Origin of the sequence: Olsenella sp. HMSC062G07, assembly GCF_001811895.1 — a bacterium.
GTDB classification, from domain to species: Bacteria; Actinomycetota; Coriobacteriia; order Coriobacteriales; family Atopobiaceae; genus Olsenella_F; species Olsenella_F massiliensis.
In genome coordinates, this window is record NZ_KV806944.1 from 110092 (window position 1) to 126830 (window position 16739).

Consider the following 16739-nt stretch of genomic DNA (forward strand, 5'->3'; position numbering starts at 1 on the left):
ACATGCCTATAAGTTTGAGGCCGCCGGGCAGACATGCCTATATGTTTGAGGAATCGGTGCTGCGTTTGCCCAGGTACTTTTTTCCTCGAACCCTCAAACCTATAGGTATCAAAAGGACTGGCTCTCAAACGTATTGGTACGCAAGCTCCCCGCCCTCAAACTTATAGGTACTGCGGGTAAATCCTCAAACGTATTGGTACTCAGGGAAATTCACCTGGGAGAGACTCTCAAGTTTATAGGTACAAGGAGACATTCCCGTGCGGAGCTCTCAAACGTATTGGTACTTGGGGATAGCCCGCGTAATCGTCGCGAGCACTCAGCAATGGTGCAATCGGCGGGGAATGGCGACCTCAGCACGAGGAGCGCATTGCCGATCCACCATCTGTGCGCCTCAATATGAGGTACTCGTTGAGCGCGCCGCCTCGGCCGTCCGCGCGAAAGCGCCCCACGAGCTCAGCCGCACCGCTCACCGCCTCCGCCAGATCATCGACCTCCGCCGTCGAGAAGCTGTGGCAGTAGCGCCAGGTGTCCCGTCGCCCCTCCCAGCCCAACAGGCGATCGCCCGTCTCGAGCGCCGTAGGCGACAGCCTCAACGCCGATAGGCCCTGGCGCGTCGTCGTCTCCGCGGCGCTCGCGAGTCTCGGGTCGTCCAAGAATCTCCAGAGGGACACGCAGGTCACGCCGCCTGGGACCGTCTGCTCGACAAGGGCTCTCATCAGGCGCTGTCGAGCGGCGGCGGTGGGCACGTGGTGCAGGAGTCCAAAGCAGGCGACGGCATCGGCCGCGGGAAGGTCGCCCAGGGGAGAGGGGGACCTCTTACCCGCGCTCGCGAACAGCCAGCCGATGAGCTCACGGTCGATTCCCCTCGCCGAGGCGAGCCCCTCCCGGGCAACCGTGCCGTCCTCGACCATCCCCGCGCAGCCGTCGATGCCGAGGTAATCGATGTGCTGGGCGCAGTCAAAAGGCAGCTTGCGCCCCAGGTAGCGGGCAAGTCGCATGTTGCCGCAGGCGACGTCGAGCACGGTAACCCGTTTGTCCTTGCCAACGCTCCGTGGCCTGCCGCAGGTCTCGCCAAGCGCCCGGACAGCCACCCGCAGCGCTCGCTCCCACCCTTGCCAACCGCCCTGCCTGGTCCGGGAAAACGACGTGGCGTTGACCCGGTAGAAGTCACGGTTGAGCTCGACCAGCAGCCGTGCGGTCGATGAGCCCATCGTCACCTCGCCTCTTGGTTCCGTCCCTTCCATGGGGACATTCTAGGTCTTGCGCGGCCCTCACCTGCTCGGCTCCCACGAGCACCGCCCGCCCTCCGCGCAGCTTCGCCCCCGTGTGCCCCTTCCTCGCTGCGCCCTTATAATTGCTTTTCATGGAGGAGCTGCTTCTTGACATCATCGCCCGCCTGCGCGAGCACCCCGAAACCCCTCACGACGGGAGGCTGGTGGAGCGAGCCGTGCGGTGGCACAACCGCGACGTCCCCAAAAATGCCCGACACCTCTCCAAGCGTCATATCCTGCCGTTCTACCTGCGCGTCAAGGAGCAGGAACCCGAGCGCTGGCGCTCGTGGGGCGTGAGCGGCGAGCTGGAGCGACGTCTGGTTGCGGAGCTCAGGATGAAGCCTCGGCGCACCGCCTCGGGCGTGGCCACGATCACGGTCATCACCCGTCCCGCGCCCTGCTCGGGCAGCTGCGTCTATTGCCCCTCCGACCTACGGATGCCCAAGAGCTACCTTGCCTCCGAGCCAGCCTGTCAGCGTGCCGAGAAGAACTTCTTCGACCCCTACCTGCAGGCGTCGATGCGCCTGAGGGCCCTTGACCAGATGGGCCACGCCACCGACAAGGTCGAGCTCATCGTCCTCGGTGGCAGCTGGACCGACTATCCGCAGGCCTACCAGCGTTGGTTCGTACGCGAGCTCTTTCGGGCGCTCAACGAGTGGCCCAGCCCGGAGGAGACCCTGCGCGAGCGCTACGCCCTCTACCGAAAGGCGGGCGTCCCCAGCACGGCGGAGGCTGCCGCGCGCTTCGTCGCCATGGAGCAGGAGCAGGTAAACGCCGGCTCCCTGACCTACAACGAGGCGATCGCGCGTCTCTATGGCGGGCGCGGCGCCGCGCCCTCGCCCTACCGGAGCATCCTTCCGCAGATGAGCGCCACTCTTGAGGAGCTCGCGTGCGAGCAGCGTCGCAACGAGGCGGCCGACCATCGCGTGGTGGGTCTCGTCATCGAGACGCGCCCCGACGCCGTCACCCCCCAGAGCCTGCTGGGCATCCGCGAGCTTGGCTGCACCAAGGTCCAGCTGGGCGTTCAGTCCACACGCCAGGAGGTGCTTGACGCCTGCAAACGTCAGATGAGAGCGTCCCAGGTGAGGAGGGCCTTCTCGCTCGCCCGTCTCTTTGGCTTCAAGATCCACGCCCACCTCATGCTCAACCTGCCCACCGCCACGCCCGAGCTTGACAAGGAGGACTACGCCACCTTCGTCAGCGATTCCGGTTTCCTTCCCGACGAGGTCAAGCTCTACCCCTGCTCCCTGGTGGCTGGCACAAAGCTCGTGGACAGCTACCAAAACGGCCGCTGGCGCCCCTACACCGAGGACGAGCTCCTGGACGTTCTTGAGGCAGACGTGCTTGCCACCCCTCCGTACGTGCGAATCTCGCGCATGATTCGAGACATAGGGGCGGGCGACATCCTCGTGGGCAACAAGAAGGCCAACCTCCGCCAGCTGGTGGACCGTCGCCTTGCCGAGAGAGGCGCCCAGGGCAGGGTCCAGGACGTCCGCTTTCGCGAGATCGCGCTTTCTGAGGTCGAGCTGGCTACCTTGCGCATCGAGGACGTCCGCTACCAGACTGCCGTCACCGTGGAGCACTTTCTTCAGTGGGTCACGCCCGACGGCCGCATCGTGGGCTTCCTCAGGCTCTCGCTCCCGCGCTGGGACGAGCTGCGCGCGGGCAGCCTTGACGTGGCGGCCCACGAGCTTCCCACGCGTCCGGGCGAGGCCATGATTCGCGAGGTCCACGTGTACGGCCAGGCTGCGCACCTGGGCAGGGAGGACTCCCCCTCGCAGCACCAGGGGCTTGGTCGCGCCCTGGTGGAGCGTGCCGCAGACGTTGCGCGCGAGGCGGGCTTTGACGCCCTTGCCGTCATCAGCGCGGTGGGCACGCGGAGCTACTATCGCCGCCTGGGCTTTGACGATGCGGGCCTGTACCAGCGACGCGACCTGTAGCTCACGTTTGCGGCTGGTTGGCGGACGCGTCTGGGTTTGCCTGACGGCCCTGGCGGGTACAGCAGACACGTGGGCGCACCGCAACCGCTTCCAAGAGCCATCCTAACGTGCCATCCGCCCTTGCGTGCGACCGTCACCGCTCCTCTTGAAAGGTGGTCCGATATGTCAACCTCTCCCATCCGCCTGGCAACCATCGGGTCAAGCGCCATCACCGAGCGCTTTCTTGACGCGGTGCGCCACACCGAGGGCGTGACCTATGGTGCGGCCTACTCGCGCGACCTTGACCGCGCGCATGCCTTTGGGGAGCCCCGGGGTGCGACGGCCTTCTACGACGACCTTGGCGCGCTTGCGCAGAGCGACGAGGTTGACGCCGTGTACGTCGCCTCCCCCAACGGCCTCCATGCCGAGCAGGCCCTGACGATGATCGCGGGCGGCAAGCACGTGCTGATAGAGAAGGCCTTGGCCTCCAACGAACGGGCGGGGCGCGAGGTCCTCTCGGCAGCCGCCGAGAGGGGCGTCGTATGCCTGGAGGCCATGCGCAACCTGCACACCCAGGGCTTTGCCAACATCCAAAGGACCCTTCCCGAGCTTGGCGCCATCTCGCAGGCGTCGCTGCGCTTTGGCAAGGTGACCTCCCGCATTGCCAGGCTCAACGCCCGCGAGTACGTGAGTCAGTTTGACCCCGAGCTCTCCGAGGGCGCTCTCATGGACATCGGCGTCTATGTGGTCGAGCTGGCGGTGGCCCTCTTTGGCCGGCCCCAGTCCGTCCTGGCGTCGCTGCTCACGCGGGAGCTGGCCTGGGAGGCCCAGGAGGGTCGCGACATCATTGACGTCGCCGGCAGCCTGTCGCTGCGCTACGCGGACAAGATCGTTGACCTCTCCTACAGCAAGGTGGGGGACGACCTCGTAGACTCTCAGGTCCTGGGCGACGGAGGCACGCTCCTCATTCCCAACGCAAACGTCCCGCGCGACATCGCGCTCGTGCGCCACGAGGACAAGGGCATGGTGTACGCCACCGTCAGCGGCGAGTGCGAGACCATCAAGGCGGACGTTCCCGACAATGACATGATCTGCGAGCTGTCGCTCTTCAGGGATGCGGTCCGGGGCGACGTGGCGGCGCGCGAGGCCGTGGCGCACTTTGCGCAGGTCACGCTCTGCTCGCTTAACATCATGGACGAGGCGCGCCGTCAGGCGGGGGTGCGCTTCCCCGCGGACAAGGCGTAGGCGCGGCGCGGACGCGCCAGGGCGGGCGAGAAGAGGCGGCGAGGCACGGGGCGTGCGCCCCAGCAACAGAATCGAGGAGATGTGTCACAGCTCACGTACCAGTTCTGGGGTCCCACGAAGGTCCTCTTTGGGGCAGGTCAGCTCAACCACCTGCATGAGCAGCAGCTTCCGGGCACCAAGGCGCTCGTGGTCATCTCCAGCGGCACGTCAGCTCGCGCCAACGGCTACCTTGACCGCACCCTTGCCGAGCTCGCCCAGACGGGCGTCAAGACGGTCGTCTTTGACAAGGTGCAGGCCAACCCCACCAAGGAGCAGGTCGAGGAGGGCGCGTTTGTCATCCGCGAGCAGGGCTGTGACCTGGTGGTGGGGCTCGGCGGCGGCTCGGTGCTGGACTCCGCCAAGGTCATGGCGATGTTCGCGCCGCAGCCCTCCGACGACCTCTGGGACTATGCGGGCGGATTCACGGGCAGGCGCCTTCCGCTCGCCAATCCCGGGCTGCCCTGGGTCGCCATCACCACCACGGCCGGCACCGGCTCCGAGGTGGACTCGTCGGGCGTCATCACCAAGCTTGACACCAGGGAGAAGATCGACGTGGGGTCGCCCAACGGCTTTGCCGCCATCGCCGTCGTGGACCCCGAGCTCATGCTTTCGGTTCCGCCCGCGTTTACGGCCTACCAGGGCTTTGACGCGCTCTTCCATAGTTTGGAGGGCCACATCTCCAGGCTGTCGAATCCTTTTTCGGACATGGTGCAGCTTGCGGCCATCACCAACGTGGGCACATATCTCGCCCGAGCCGTCACCGACGGCTCCGACCTCGAGGCGCGCACGTTCCTCGCTTTTGCCAACACGATGAGCGGCTATTCCATGTGCACGAGCGACTGCACGTCCGAGCATGCCATGGAGCACGCCATGAGCGCCCATCATCCCGCCCTGCCGCATGGCGCCGGCCTCATCATGCTGAGCCGTGCCTACTTTCAGTTCTGGATTGACAGGCATGTGTGCGACGCCCGCTTTGTCACCATGGCGCGCGCCCTGGGCAAGGCTGACGCGAGCGAGCCCCAGGACTTCATTGAGGCGCTGGTCAGCCTTCAGGAGGCCTGCGGCGTCGCCGACCTGAGGATGAGCGACTACGGCATCAGGCGCGAGGACGCCCTAACCCTGGCACAAAACGCCCGCGCGACCATGGGCGGGTCCTTTCCCTGTGACCCCGCCGAGACCACGGACGAGGAGATTGCCGGCATCTACGAGGCCGCTTGGCGCTAGGGGAGAGGGCCGCACGCATCGTCGGCCGTCCAGTGTGAGCACGGCAGCCTCATCGTCCCACACGCCAGGCGCCCAAATGGCGTATCGTAGCCATACCTCATTTCAAGCGGACGGCGGGAGGTCGCGGGTGAAGCTGCTAGAGGAGCGCATCAGCAGGGACGGCGTGGTCAAGAGCGGCCAGGTGCTCAAGGTTGACTCGTTCTTGAATCATCAGATGGACATCGGTCTCTTCAGGGAGATGGCCCGCCAGTGGCGCAGGGACTTCTCGGACGTCCCCATCAACAAGGTGCTCACGATCGAGGCGAGCGGCATTGCCATCGCGGCGATCGTCGCGGAGGAGTTTGGCGTGCCCTGCGTCTTTGCCAAGAAGAGCCAGAGCGTCAACCTCGACGGCACCGTGTATGCCACGCGCATCACGTCCTTCACGCACAAGCGCGTGTATGACGTGATCGTCTCCTCCAAGTACCTGGGCGAAGGCGACCACGTGCTCATCATTGACGACTTCATGGCCAACGGCTGCGCCATGGACGGCCTGGTAGAGATCTGCCGGGCGGCCGGCGCCGTCATCGAGGGCATCGGTATCGCCGTGGAGAAGGGCTTTCAGCCTGGCGGTGAAAAGCTGAGGTCACAGGGCTATCGGGTGGACTCGCTTGCCATCGTGGACGAGATGGACCCCGACACGGGCGCCATCGTGTTTCGTCCCCAGGCGTAGCCTGCGCCAACGTCCCCAGAACGTCCGTAGCACGTTCGCGCTAACGCAAGGACCCGCCGCGCCACGGCCAGCAGAAGCCGGCCATGACGCGGCGGGGTTGCGCTTTTGAGCGAGGTCGCGCCCTCGCCCGGCTGAGGTCGTGCTAGCCGGCGAGCGACGCCAGGATGGTGACGGCCGCGATCACGACGCCGACGATGGACTCGCCTCCCAGCACGCCGGAGGCAAGCACGATGCCGCTTTCCTGGTCCTGTGCCTCGGCGACGGCTGCGTCACCCTCAGACAGCCCCGCGCGCCGCGCCGCCTTGACCTTGTCGTACGCCAGCTTGGCGACGGCACCCAAAAAGGCCGAGAAGGTCATGAAGAAGGGCAGGTAGACGCCAAGGCCCACCATGATGGCCGGCAGCCCCAGCAGGTAGAGCGCGATGCCCCCGAAAAGCCCGATGACGAAGGCAGGCATGCTGGGTATGCCCGATACCATGGTCGCGACGACGCTCGCCTGGGTGGCGACGAAGGTCTTGCCCAGGCCAAAGGCATCGGGACCGTAGGCACGCTCAAGGGCAACCATCGTCACCACGGCGACCACCACGCCGATGAGGGCGCCCAGCGCCTGCGCCTTCCAGAGCGTACGGGGGTTGTTGCCCAGGATGGCGCCGGTCTTGAAGTCGCTCATGACGTCGCCGGCAAGTCCGCAAGCGCAGGTGATGATGCCGGCGACAAAGAAGAGGCTCAGCTGCGAGAGGTCGGACACGAGCGCCACCAGCAGCAGCACGATGAGGCCAAAGACCTCCATGGGGTCGATGCCCGTCTGCCCCACGGACTGGGCGCTCATGATGGTGGTCACAAACGCGAGGAGCACGATGATGAGGGTGGGCAGGGGCCCCAGCCCCAGCCCCACGCCCGCCACGAGGGCGGCGGCGGCAACGAGCAGGGCGAGGAGCCCGCCGTCACGCCTAGAGGTCACGTCGCTGTCCCAGCCCCGCTGCCCCGCGTCGGCCTGGCGTCCCTGGCGCAGGAGCCGCGGGATGACGTCCTTGATGACGACGGCGACGCCGGCGCCCATCATGAGGCCCATGCCCAGGCTCCTGACGACGCTCTGCGCCGTCTCGACCGTCCAGATTCCCGCCGCCGTGCCTCCCACGACGAGGCCAAAGTTGGCGACGAGGGCGCCGCCGAACCAGAAGGCGACGGGCACGAAGCCCACGAGGAAGCCTACGGACAGCAGCATGGGCGAGTTGTAGATGCCAAAGGCCACGCCGGGAACGGGCAGGGCGAGCAGCAGCTGCGGCAGCAGGCCCAGGGCGTCCCTCAGCACGCAGTAGACGCCCGCCAGCGCCATGGACCCAAAGAGGCGCTTGCCGGTGGCGCCTCCCACGCGCGCCGCCTCGAGCGTCTCGGCGGCGGCGGTGCCGATGGGATACTCCAGATCGGAGTGGTCAACAAAGCGCCGACGGATGAGCGCCGTGCACACAAGGCCCAGCAGGGTGCCGGCGAGGGCGACAAAGAGCAGCTGCCACCAGCTCACCTCGTCGGCCAGTCCCAGCATCCAGATGCCCGGGATCGTGAAGGCGAGGCCGCCCGCGACCATGGACCCCGCCGACATGACGATCTGCGTGACGTTTGCCTCGCTGATGTCCGTGCGTCCGCAGGCCCGCAGGAGCAGCAGCGACGCGATGGAGGTAAATATCGTGGGCCAGGGGAGCGACCCCAGCTTGAGGGCCGTGTAGGCCGACGCCGCCGTCAGGATGACACAGCCGATGACGCCAATCACAAATCCCGGCACGCTCAGCTCGTCGCGGAGCCTGCCGGCTCCCGTCCGTTCGTCCATACGTATGCTCCTTCTCATATCCGCTTTTCCTGGTGCCAGGCGCGTCGGGTGCCGGGCGAAAAGTCGGGTTGATGGACGTCTGCCCCTGGATCGCGAAGCAGACTTGCTACAGTGTAGCGTAGAGGCCGGCAGGACGGGCGACAAGGGGAGGCGAACATGGCGTCAGGGTCGCGTCACGAGGGGGACGTTGCGCGTGCGTGCGGCGTCGTGGCCGTTGACGTGGGCAACACGGTGACGTCGGTGGGGGTCTTTGCCACCGGCGCGCAGGCCCATGACGACCCCGTGCTCCGCTGGGACCTCAGCACCCCGCGCAGCCTCACCGCCGACTAGGCGTTTCTGACGCTGGCGTCGCTTCCCGGCGTGGGCGAGGGGGAAGGGCGCGCCGTCGGGGCGTCCATCCTCTCCTGCGTGGTGCCGACGCACGCCCAGGCCTGGCAGGGGGCGTTGGCGCGGCTGAGCGCCACGCGGCCCCTGGTGGTGGGCCCGGGGCTCAGGACGGGCCTTAAGATGCGCTACCGCGATCCGGCCGAGATCGGCCCCGACCGCATCGCCGACGCCGTGGCGACGCGCGAGCGCTATGAGCTGCCTGCCGTGGCCATAGACTTTGGCACGACCGTGAACATGGAGGTCATCGGACGGGACGGGACCTTCCTGGGAGGGCTCATAGCCCCGGGCATCGCCCTGGGCGCTCGCTCGCTGAGCGAGTGGGCGGCGCGCCTGCCCCTCATCAGGCTTGAGGTGCCCCGCGAGGTCATCGGACGCTCGACGCGCGAGGCCATGCTGTCGGGCGTCGTCCTGGGCGAGGCCGCGCGCCTTGACGGGCTCATCGACCTCATCTGCAAGGAGCTGGGAGAGAGGGCCACCGTGGTCATGACCGGGGAGCGCGCGGCGCAGATGGCCGCGCTCGTCTCGCACGAGGCCACGGTGGACGCGACGCTGACGCTGCGCGGCCTTCACCAGCTGTGCCTGCAGAATCGTCGAGGGTAGGAGCCGTCGCGGGCAATACGGGTCTGTCCGTAACATGGGTCTGTTCGTAACGTGGGCCTGGCCGCGATGTGGGCCTGGCCGTTGGGTCGATTCCCTCTCGGAGGCCGTCGCATGCCCCGGCTGGGTCGGCCCTGCCGTCCGCGCCGCGCCCTCCTACGACAGCGGCCCCTTGTCCGCCTTGTCGATGGAGCGCAGCAGGTACGTCTCGGACCAGATCACGCCGACGAGAATGACCCCCAACCCCAGTCGTTCGCCGTCCCCAAGGTCGGGAAGGGCCAGAAACGCCGCGACGACGACAAATCCCACCACGGCAAGCAGGATGGCGGCGACGCCCCGGGGCGTCCTGGGGTCAAACGAGCCCAGGCGGTTGATGTAGGTGGGCTCCTTGAGGTCGGAGAGTCTCATATGCGGCCTTTCGCGGGGTGCTTGCCTTTCATGGGGCGGTCTGTGCGCGCCGTCGTGCTCATGCGCGGGTGACGGTCAGAGCGCGTGGGTCTCAAACAGGGGGTCGTCCCTCCACAGGATAACCTCGCCTGCGGCACGGCTCTTCCGGACATCGATGAGCCGCTGGTTGGACGACCCCCTAAAGCGCAGCGATATGTCGTGCAGCGCCTGCACGAAGGGGCCGTCCACGAGAACGTCTACCAGCTCCAGCAGTCGGTCGGTGTCCTCGGTGCGCGGCGAGGCGGCGTAGGGTGCGGCCACGGGCGCCGCGCCCGTGAGTTCCTCCCAGGTGAAGCCCGAGTAGAGCCAGACGTCCTTGTCCGGCTGCCGCCGGCGCACGAGCTCGAGGAAGTCGGCAAGCGGACCCTGGTTCTCCACCTCCATGGGTTCCCCGCCCAGGATGGTGATGCCGTCCACGTAGGCGGGGAAGAGGCTCTCCATGAGCTCCTCCTGGGCGGCGGCGTCAAAGGGCCTGCCGGCCCCAAAATCCGCCGCCTGCTGGTTAAAGCAGAAGGGGCAATGCCGCCGGCAGCCGGACACGAAGAGCGAGCTGCGCACCCCGGGGCCGTTGGCTATGTCGCAGGTCTTGATGGCCGAAACGTTCATGCTTCCTTCCCTGGTCAGCAAACGGGACGACGCCTGCACGAGCCTGCGCCGTCCCGTCGTGTGGTCATGCGTGCCGCTGCGGCGTCGCGCTACAGGTGCAGCACGCGGTCCTTGATCTCCTCGGTGCGCCCCTGGTTCCAGAACTGCGTCCCAATGTAGCCGCAGGTGCGACGCGCCACGTTCATCTTGGATTGGTCGCGGTTGTGGCAGTGGGGGCACTCCCACACGAGCTTGCCGTCGTCCTCCACGACCTGTATCTCGCCGTCAAAGCCGCAGACCTGGCAGTAGTCGCTCTTGGTGTTGAGCTCGGCATACATGATGTTGTCGTAGATGTACTGCATGAGCTTGATGACCGCGGGGATGTTGTCCTGCATGTTGGGCACCTCGACGTAGCTGATGGCGCCGCCGGGCGAGAGGCGCTGGAACTCGCTCTCAAACTTGAGCTTCGTGAAGGCGTCTATGTCCTCGCGGACGTTGACGTGGTAGGAGTTCGTGATGTACCCGTGGTCCGTGATGCCCTTGACCGTGCCAAACCGGCGCTGGAGGCACTTGGCGAACTTGTAGGTGGTCGATTCGAGCGGGGTCCCGTAGAGGGAGTAGTCGATGTTCTCGGCCGCCTTCCACTCGCTGCACTTGTCGTTCATGCGCTGCATCACAGCGAGGGCAAACGGCGTGGCCTCCTCGTCGGTGTGGCTGTGCCCCGTCATGTACTTGACGCACTCGTACAGGCCGGCGTAGCCCAGGCTGATGGTGGAGTAGCCGCCGTAGAGCAGCTTGTCGATGGTCTCGCCCTTCTTGAGGCGGGCCAGCGCCCCGTACTGCCAGAGGATGGGGGCGGCGTCCGAGAGCGTGCCGCGGAGACGATCGTGGCGGTAGCGCAGGGCCTTGTGGCAGAGCTCGAGGCGCTCCTCAAAGACCTCCCAGAAGCGCTCCATGTCTCCGTCGGACGAGAGCGCGACGTCGGGCAGGTTGATGGTCACGACGCCCTGGTTAAAGCGACCGTAGTACTTGGGCCTGCCCGGCTCCCAGTTGCCGGCGTTGGCCACGTTGCCAAAGCCGTTGCCCGAGCGGTCGGGGGTGAGGAAGGAGCGGCAGCCCATGCAGGTGTAGACGTCGCCCTGCCCCTCGACCTCGCCCTTTGACAGCTTGTACTCGCGCATCTTCTTCTCGGAGATGTAGTCGGGCACCATGCGGCGGGCCGTGCACTTTGCCGCCAGCTTGGTGAGATAGAAGTACGCGCCGTCCTCGCGCACGTTGTCAGGCTCGAGCACGTAGATGAGCTTGGGGAAGGCGGGGGTGATCCAGACGCCGTCCTCGTTCTTGACGCCCTGGTAGCGCTGGCGCAGCATCTCCTCGATGCACAGCGCCAGGTCGCGCCGCTCCTGCTCGTCCTTGGCCTCGCCCAGGTACATGAAGACCGTGATGAAGGGGGCCTGGCCGTTGGTGGTCATGAGCGTGACCACCTGGTACTGGATGGTCTGGACGCCGCGGGAGACCTCGTCGCGCAGGCGCTTCTCGACGATCTTGGAGATCGTGTCCTCGTCGGGATGGGCGCCGATGGTCTCCAGCTCGGCGTAGACCTGGCGGCGAATCTTCTTGCGGCTCACGTCCACGAAGGGCGCCAGGTGCGCGAGGCTGATGGACTGGCCGCCATACTGGCAGCTGGCCACCTGGGCGATGATCTGCGTGGCGATGTTGCAGGCAGTCGAGAAGCTGTGGGGCTTCTCGATCATGGTGCCGCTGATGACCGTGCCGTTCTGAAGCATGTCCTCGAGGTTGACGAGGTCGCAGTTATGCATGTGCTGCGCGTAATAGTCGGCGTCATGAAAGTGCAGGATGCCCTCGTTGTGCGCTGTGACGACGTCGGCGGGCAAGAGCTCGCGCATGGCCAGGTCCTTGGAGACCTCGCCGGCCATGTAGTCGCGCTGGACGGAGACCACGCTGGGGTTCTTGTTGGAGTTCTCCTGCTTGACCTCCTCGTTGTTGGACTCGATCAGCGAGAGGATCTTGTCGTCCGTGGTGTTCTTGTGGCGCTTCTGGTTCTGCACGTAGCGGTAGATGATGTACTTGCGGGCTACGGCAAAGCGGTCCAGGGCCATGAGCTGGTCCTCGACGAGGTCCTGAATCTCCTCGACCGTGACGGTGTGGCCCGCCTGGGCGCATGCGTCCTGCACGTTGAGGGCCGCAAAGCTCACCTCGCGCTCGCTGAGCCGGTCCGCCTCCGGAACCTCCTGGTTGGCCGCCTTGATGGCGTTGACGATCTTCTGAAGGTCAAAGGAGACCTCCGAGCCATTGCGCTTGATAATCTTCATTGGAAGCCCCCGGATGCCGCTCGACGTGTATCTGCGCGATGCGCGCAAAGATAACTATGCCACAACTTGCGCCGTCCAAGCGCGTGAACACCACAATTTGTGGTACAGAAAGACTCCAATTACCACAAGATATAGGTTAAAACTGGTCGAAAACCTTGTTGAAACCGTGTTGAAAGCATGGTAGGCGCAGCTAGGAAATTGCATGTAGATAGGACACAAAGAAAAAAAATGGCTACATTGGTCAGCAGGGGAGATTCGACGAAACGACACGTCTTGCACGCGAACGGTTCGCCCGGGGCGCGCGAGGCCGGACACACGAGGAGCACCATGGCCATCTGGAACCCACCAGCCGACATAAAAGCCGCCTTCTTTGACGTGGACGGCACGCTGCTCTCATTTGCGACGCACATGGTCCCCGAGACGACCCTCATGGCCCTGGCCGAGCTCAAGAAGCTGGGCGTGAAGTGCTTCATCGCCACAGGGCGCCCCCCGTACCAGCTCGACGAGATCTCCATCGACACCTTCGAGGGGTTCATCCTGTTCAACGGCCAGCTCTGCCTCACGCGCGACGAGGTCTACTACGACGGGTACATCGATCGCGAGGACGTCAGGGCCATCGTCCAGCAGGTCAAGGAAGGTCGCTACAACGCTCTCTTCATGGAGAAGGGGCGCTGCTACCTGAGCGGCCATGACGATCATGTGCGCGCCATAGAGGAGTCCGTGGCCATGACCTTCCCCGAGGGCGACATCGAGCAGGCGCTCGAGAACGACATCTACCAGCTCAACATCTATCTGGGGCCCGGTGAGACGGGCATCGTCAGCGAGGTCACCAGCAACATCAAGATGACCCGCTGGAGCGAGCACTTCGTCGACGCGTTTCCCAGGTACGGCGGCAAGCACGCGGCGGTTCGCAGGACGCTCGAGCGCTACGGCATCGCTCCCGAGCAGGCCGTCGCCTTTGGTGACGGCGGCAACGACCTCTCCATGTTCGGCGTGGTGGGCACGTCCGTGGCCATGGGCAACGGCAACGACGACGTCAAGCTCCAGGCGGACTTCGTGACGGACGACGTTGACCACGACGGTATCTACAACGCCTTCGTGAGGCTGGGCGTCCTGTAGAGGGAGCCGCAGGTCGGTGCCACGGAGTGCCGCAGGGGCATCTGGGGCATCCGGTGGGGGACCTATAGGCTTGAGACCGCCGTCGCTGGATTCCTATAGGTTTGAGGGTGCCGCTGCTTGATTCCTATAGGTTCGAGGGTGCCGCACCTTGATTCCTATAGGTTCGAGAGTGTCGTAGGCGAACACCTATAGGTTTGGGGACGTGGCAACTGGATTCCTATAAGCTTGAGGAAGCGGCAACTGGATTCCTATAAGCTTGAGGAGGCGAGCCGAATTTTACCTGGGCAAACGCGGCGACACATCCTCAAACGTATTAATTTGTGTTTCTGAAACTCTCAAACGTATAGGAATTGGTACCAGGCGGGCGGCTTCAGACAAGCTGGGCAAGCCAGACGGGTCATGGGAGAGACGCGCCTTCCGTTCGCCGTCGCAAAGCCGCAAAACCGCGCGAGAGATGCGCTTGAAACTCCCTGAGATCATCCGTCCGACTGCACATGGGACAGGCGCCGCGCACGGAACAGGCGCCGCACATGGGACAAGCGCAGCTCCCGGGACAGGTGCGGAGAAAGCCGTGGCTGCTACCGCTGGGCGTCCTCCGCGTCGAGCGCGCCTGACAGGTCAAGGTCAAGGTCAACCTTGCCGTCGATGCCCGGTATCGTTCCCGTCTTCGTGTACTGCCAGAGCCTGAAGCGCAGGCGGCTCGTGGGCGTCGTCCCGTACTCCGCGTACCAGAAGCCGTGACGTGCAAGCTCGGCCTGGTCGTACTGGGAGAGGTCATATTGGTTGCCGTATACGACGGCATGGTAGCCGTTCTTCTCGCACTGGTCGCAGAAGGACCTGGCCGCCGTGGTCAGCTCCTGGCCGGAAAGCGTGCTCACGCGGTCGGACCCTGCGGCGTCCGGCTCCATGTCAAAGGCGACGGGATAGTCAACGTCGGCGCCGCCGAGCTTGCTTGTGGCGAAGTCCGCCTCCTCGCGGGCCTCGCCCTCGGTCTTGGCCTGTGAGAAGAAGTACACGCCCACCTTGACGCCGGCAGATCGCGCCTCGGCCATGTTGCGGGCAAAGCGGGCGTCCTCGACGATGTTGCCGGCGATGGACCCACGATAGCCCACGCGGATGTAGGCAAACTCCACGCCTGCCTCGCGGACCTTCTTCCAGTCGATGTCGCCGTTGTGCTCGGAGACGTCGATGCCAAAGGAGGAGAGGGTCTCGCCGTCGCGCACGTAGGCGAGGCGCCCGTTGACCTTCTTGACGTTGTCCCAGGAATAGGGTGACAGGTTCAGGGACTCGACGTCAGATATGCCTAGCGACTTACCCTTGAGGCGTCCCGTTTCGGCGGCGTTCCAGGAGGTCGCTGCGCCCCCGCAGACGGTGAGCCTGAGGCCCAGGACGAGCACGATGACAAGGGCCGCCACGATGAGGGCGCGTCGCGCGAGCCCGCCGCGGCGCCGCGGCGTCCGTGCGCGACGGCGCACGTCGCGGCGGGGGCGTCCTTGGACGTTTGCGTGTCGTCGAGGACTGCGGGAGGAAGCCCCCGGGCGAGAGGCCCCCCGCCGTGTCCCTTGGGGGCTGCGCGTCGTAGGGGCAGAAGACGCCGCCCCTCGGCGCCCCATGGGTCGCGAGGGCCGCCATCCCGCCTGTGAGATGCCCCGTGCCGTCAAAGGAATCACACCGTCAAGCTGGGGGTATGGGCCGAGGAGCAAGACATGCCCACATGTGTCACGACATCCCCCGAACGTATGTTGCCTCAACTAAGATATCCAAAACAAGCTGCTCAGTATACATCAGACTGCCTGACGGACTCGAAAACGACCTCCTGGAGGTCATAGGGACTCGCCGCCATGAGGGGCGCCCGCGCGATCGTGCCGCCCGCGCGGCGGTGGCGACTACGCTCGTTGCGCCACGGCCTCAGCGACCACGTCGGCCACGCCCTTGTCGAGGGCGGACGGGATGATGTAATCCGGGGCGAGCCGCTCGTCGGGCACGCAGGCGGCGATGGCATGGGCGGCAGCGACCTCCATCTCGTCGGTGATGCGCGGGGCACGTACCCTGAGGGCGCCCTTGAAAATGCCGGGAAAGACGAGGACGTTGTTGATCTGGTTGGGAAAGTCCGAGCGACCCGTGCCCACGACCGCGGCACCGCCCTCGCGGGCCAGGTCGGGCATGATCTCGGGTGTGGGGTTGGCCATGGCGAAGACGATGCCCTCGCGCATGCTCGACACCATCTGCGGCGTCACGAGGTTGGGGCGCGAGACGCCCACGAAGGCGTCGGCCCCGCACAGGGCGTCGGCGAGGGAGCCGCGCTCGTGTTCGGCGTTGGTGACGTGCGAGAGCTCCTCCTGTCGAGAGGTCAGGCCGGCGTCGCCCTCGCAGATGATCCCGCGCACGTCGCAGAGGATCACGTTGCCAAAGCCCATGCGGCAGAGCAGCTCGGCGATGGCGCAGCCGGCCGCCCCGGCCCCGTTGAGGACGACCTTGAGGGTCCCCATGGCCTTTCCGGTCAGCTTCACGGCGTTGAGGAGCGCCGCCGCGACGACGATGGCCGTGCCGTGCTGGTCGTCATGGAACACGGGCACGTCGCAAAGCTCCCTGAGCCTCCGCTCGATCTCAAAGCAGCGCGGGGCGGCTATGTCCTCGAGGTTGATGCCGCCAAAGCTCTTTGAGATGAGCTGGACCGTCCGCACGAACTCGTCCGTGTCATGCGTGTCCACGCAGATGGGAAACGCGTCCACGTCGCCGAACTCCTTGAAGAGGGCGCACTTGCCCTCCATGACCGGCATGCCCGCCGCGGCGCCGATGTCGCCCAGGCCGAGCACCGCGGTGCCGTCCGTGACGACCGCCACCAGATGGGAGCGTCGGGTGAGGGACCAGGACGTTTGGTAGTCCGCCTGAATCTGTCGGCAGGGCTCGGCCACGCCGGGCGTGTACAGCAGCGCCAGGTCCTCGCGTGTCTCCACCCTCTTGCGGGAGACCACCTCGATCTTGCCCTCGAGCTCCTCGTGGAGCCTCAGGCTTCGTGCGCTCGTCTCGTCCACG

The 16739-nt window shown here is 65.7% G+C and carries 14 protein-coding genes; 7 read left to right on the forward strand and 7 right to left on the reverse strand.

Going from position 1 to position 16739, the window contains the following annotated elements:
* Positions 1–350: 350 nt before the first annotated feature.
* A complete protein-coding gene (locus tag HMPREF2826_RS01185) occupies positions 351–1211 on the reverse strand; it encodes a class I SAM-dependent methyltransferase (RefSeq protein WP_070638448.1) in 861 nt (286 codons plus the stop codon).
* A gap of 152 nt (positions 1212–1363) precedes the next feature.
* Here HMPREF2826_RS01185 and HMPREF2826_RS01190 point away from each other — a divergent pair, with 152 nt between their 5' ends.
* From HMPREF2826_RS01190 to HMPREF2826_RS01205, 4 genes are all read left to right on the forward strand, one after another.
* Entirely contained in the window at positions 1364–3211 is a 1848-nt protein-coding gene (locus HMPREF2826_RS01190) for an elongator complex protein 3 (RefSeq protein ID WP_070638450.1), read from the forward strand.
* Positions 3212–3373: 162 nt separating this feature from the next.
* Positions 3374–4435 (forward strand): Gfo/Idh/MocA family protein, encoded by a 1062-nt coding sequence (locus HMPREF2826_RS01195; RefSeq protein WP_070638453.1) that lies wholly within the window; start codon positions 3374–3376, stop codon positions 4433–4435.
* Positions 4436–4516: 81 nt separating this feature from the next.
* A complete protein-coding gene (locus HMPREF2826_RS01200) occupies positions 4517–5698 on the forward strand; it encodes an iron-containing alcohol dehydrogenase (RefSeq protein WP_070638456.1) in 1182 nt (393 codons plus the stop codon).
* Between the two features lie 127 nt (positions 5699–5825).
* Complete coding sequence (locus HMPREF2826_RS01205; protein ID WP_058271018.1) at positions 5826–6410, forward strand: xanthine phosphoribosyltransferase; 585 nt, start codon at positions 5826–5828, stop codon at positions 6408–6410.
* 142 nt (positions 6411–6552) lie between these two features.
* On the opposite strand, the gene HMPREF2826_RS01210 is transcribed toward HMPREF2826_RS01205, so the two are convergent.
* Positions 6553–8235 carry an OPT/YSL family transporter gene (locus HMPREF2826_RS01210; RefSeq protein ID WP_070638459.1) on the reverse strand — a complete coding sequence of 561 codons (1683 nt, stop codon included), beginning with the start codon at positions 8233–8235 and terminating at the stop codon, positions 6553–6555.
* Positions 8236–8391: 156 nt separating this feature from the next.
* On the opposite strand from HMPREF2826_RS01210, the gene HMPREF2826_RS09620 reads away from it, so the two are divergent.
* Positions 8392–8565: a hypothetical protein gene (locus tag HMPREF2826_RS09620; protein ID WP_246824634.1), complete on the forward strand. Its 174-nt coding sequence runs from the start codon at positions 8392–8394 to the stop codon at positions 8563–8565.
* 30 nt (positions 8566–8595) lie between these two features.
* Positions 8596–9222, forward strand: coding sequence for a type III pantothenate kinase (locus tag HMPREF2826_RS01215; protein WP_246824636.1), 627 nt, complete (start codon positions 8596–8598; stop codon positions 9220–9222).
* Positions 9223–9375: 153 nt separating this feature from the next.
* Here the strand turns inward: HMPREF2826_RS01215 and HMPREF2826_RS01220 are convergent, their stop codons facing one another.
* The 3 genes from HMPREF2826_RS01220 to nrdD all read right to left on the reverse strand — a co-directional run bounded on the left by HMPREF2826_RS01220 (position 9376) and on the right by nrdD (position 12584).
* The gene (locus tag HMPREF2826_RS01220) at positions 9376–9627 is read right to left on the reverse strand and encodes a hypothetical protein (protein ID WP_070638462.1); all 252 of its coding nucleotides are present in this window, start codon (positions 9625–9627) and stop codon (positions 9376–9378) included.
* A gap of 75 nt (positions 9628–9702) precedes the next feature.
* A complete protein-coding gene (nrdG, locus tag HMPREF2826_RS01225; RefSeq protein ID WP_070638464.1) occupies positions 9703–10272 on the reverse strand; it encodes an anaerobic ribonucleoside-triphosphate reductase activating protein in 570 nt (189 codons plus the stop codon).
* A gap of 89 nt (positions 10273–10361) precedes the next feature.
* Positions 10362–12584, reverse strand: a complete 2223-nt coding sequence (gene nrdD, locus HMPREF2826_RS01230) for an anaerobic ribonucleoside-triphosphate reductase (RefSeq protein ID WP_070638467.1) — start codon at positions 12582–12584, stop codon at positions 10362–10364.
* 327 nt (positions 12585–12911) lie between these two features.
* On the opposite strand from nrdD, the gene HMPREF2826_RS01235 reads away from it, so the two are divergent.
* Positions 12912–13703 (forward strand): Cof-type HAD-IIB family hydrolase, encoded by a 792-nt coding sequence (locus tag HMPREF2826_RS01235; RefSeq protein ID WP_070638469.1) that lies wholly within the window; start codon positions 12912–12914, stop codon positions 13701–13703.
* A 578-nt stretch (positions 13704–14281) separates the two neighbouring features.
* On the opposite strand, the gene HMPREF2826_RS01240 is transcribed toward HMPREF2826_RS01235, so the two are convergent.
* Positions 14282–15178 (reverse strand): glycoside hydrolase family 25 protein, encoded by an 897-nt coding sequence (locus tag HMPREF2826_RS01240; RefSeq protein WP_168163958.1) that lies wholly within the window; start codon positions 15176–15178, stop codon positions 14282–14284.
* A gap of 411 nt (positions 15179–15589) precedes the next feature.
* Entirely contained in the window at positions 15590–16738 is a 1149-nt protein-coding gene (locus HMPREF2826_RS01245) for an NAD(P)-dependent malic enzyme (protein ID WP_070638473.1), read from the reverse strand.
* Position 16739 lies beyond the last annotated feature (1 nt).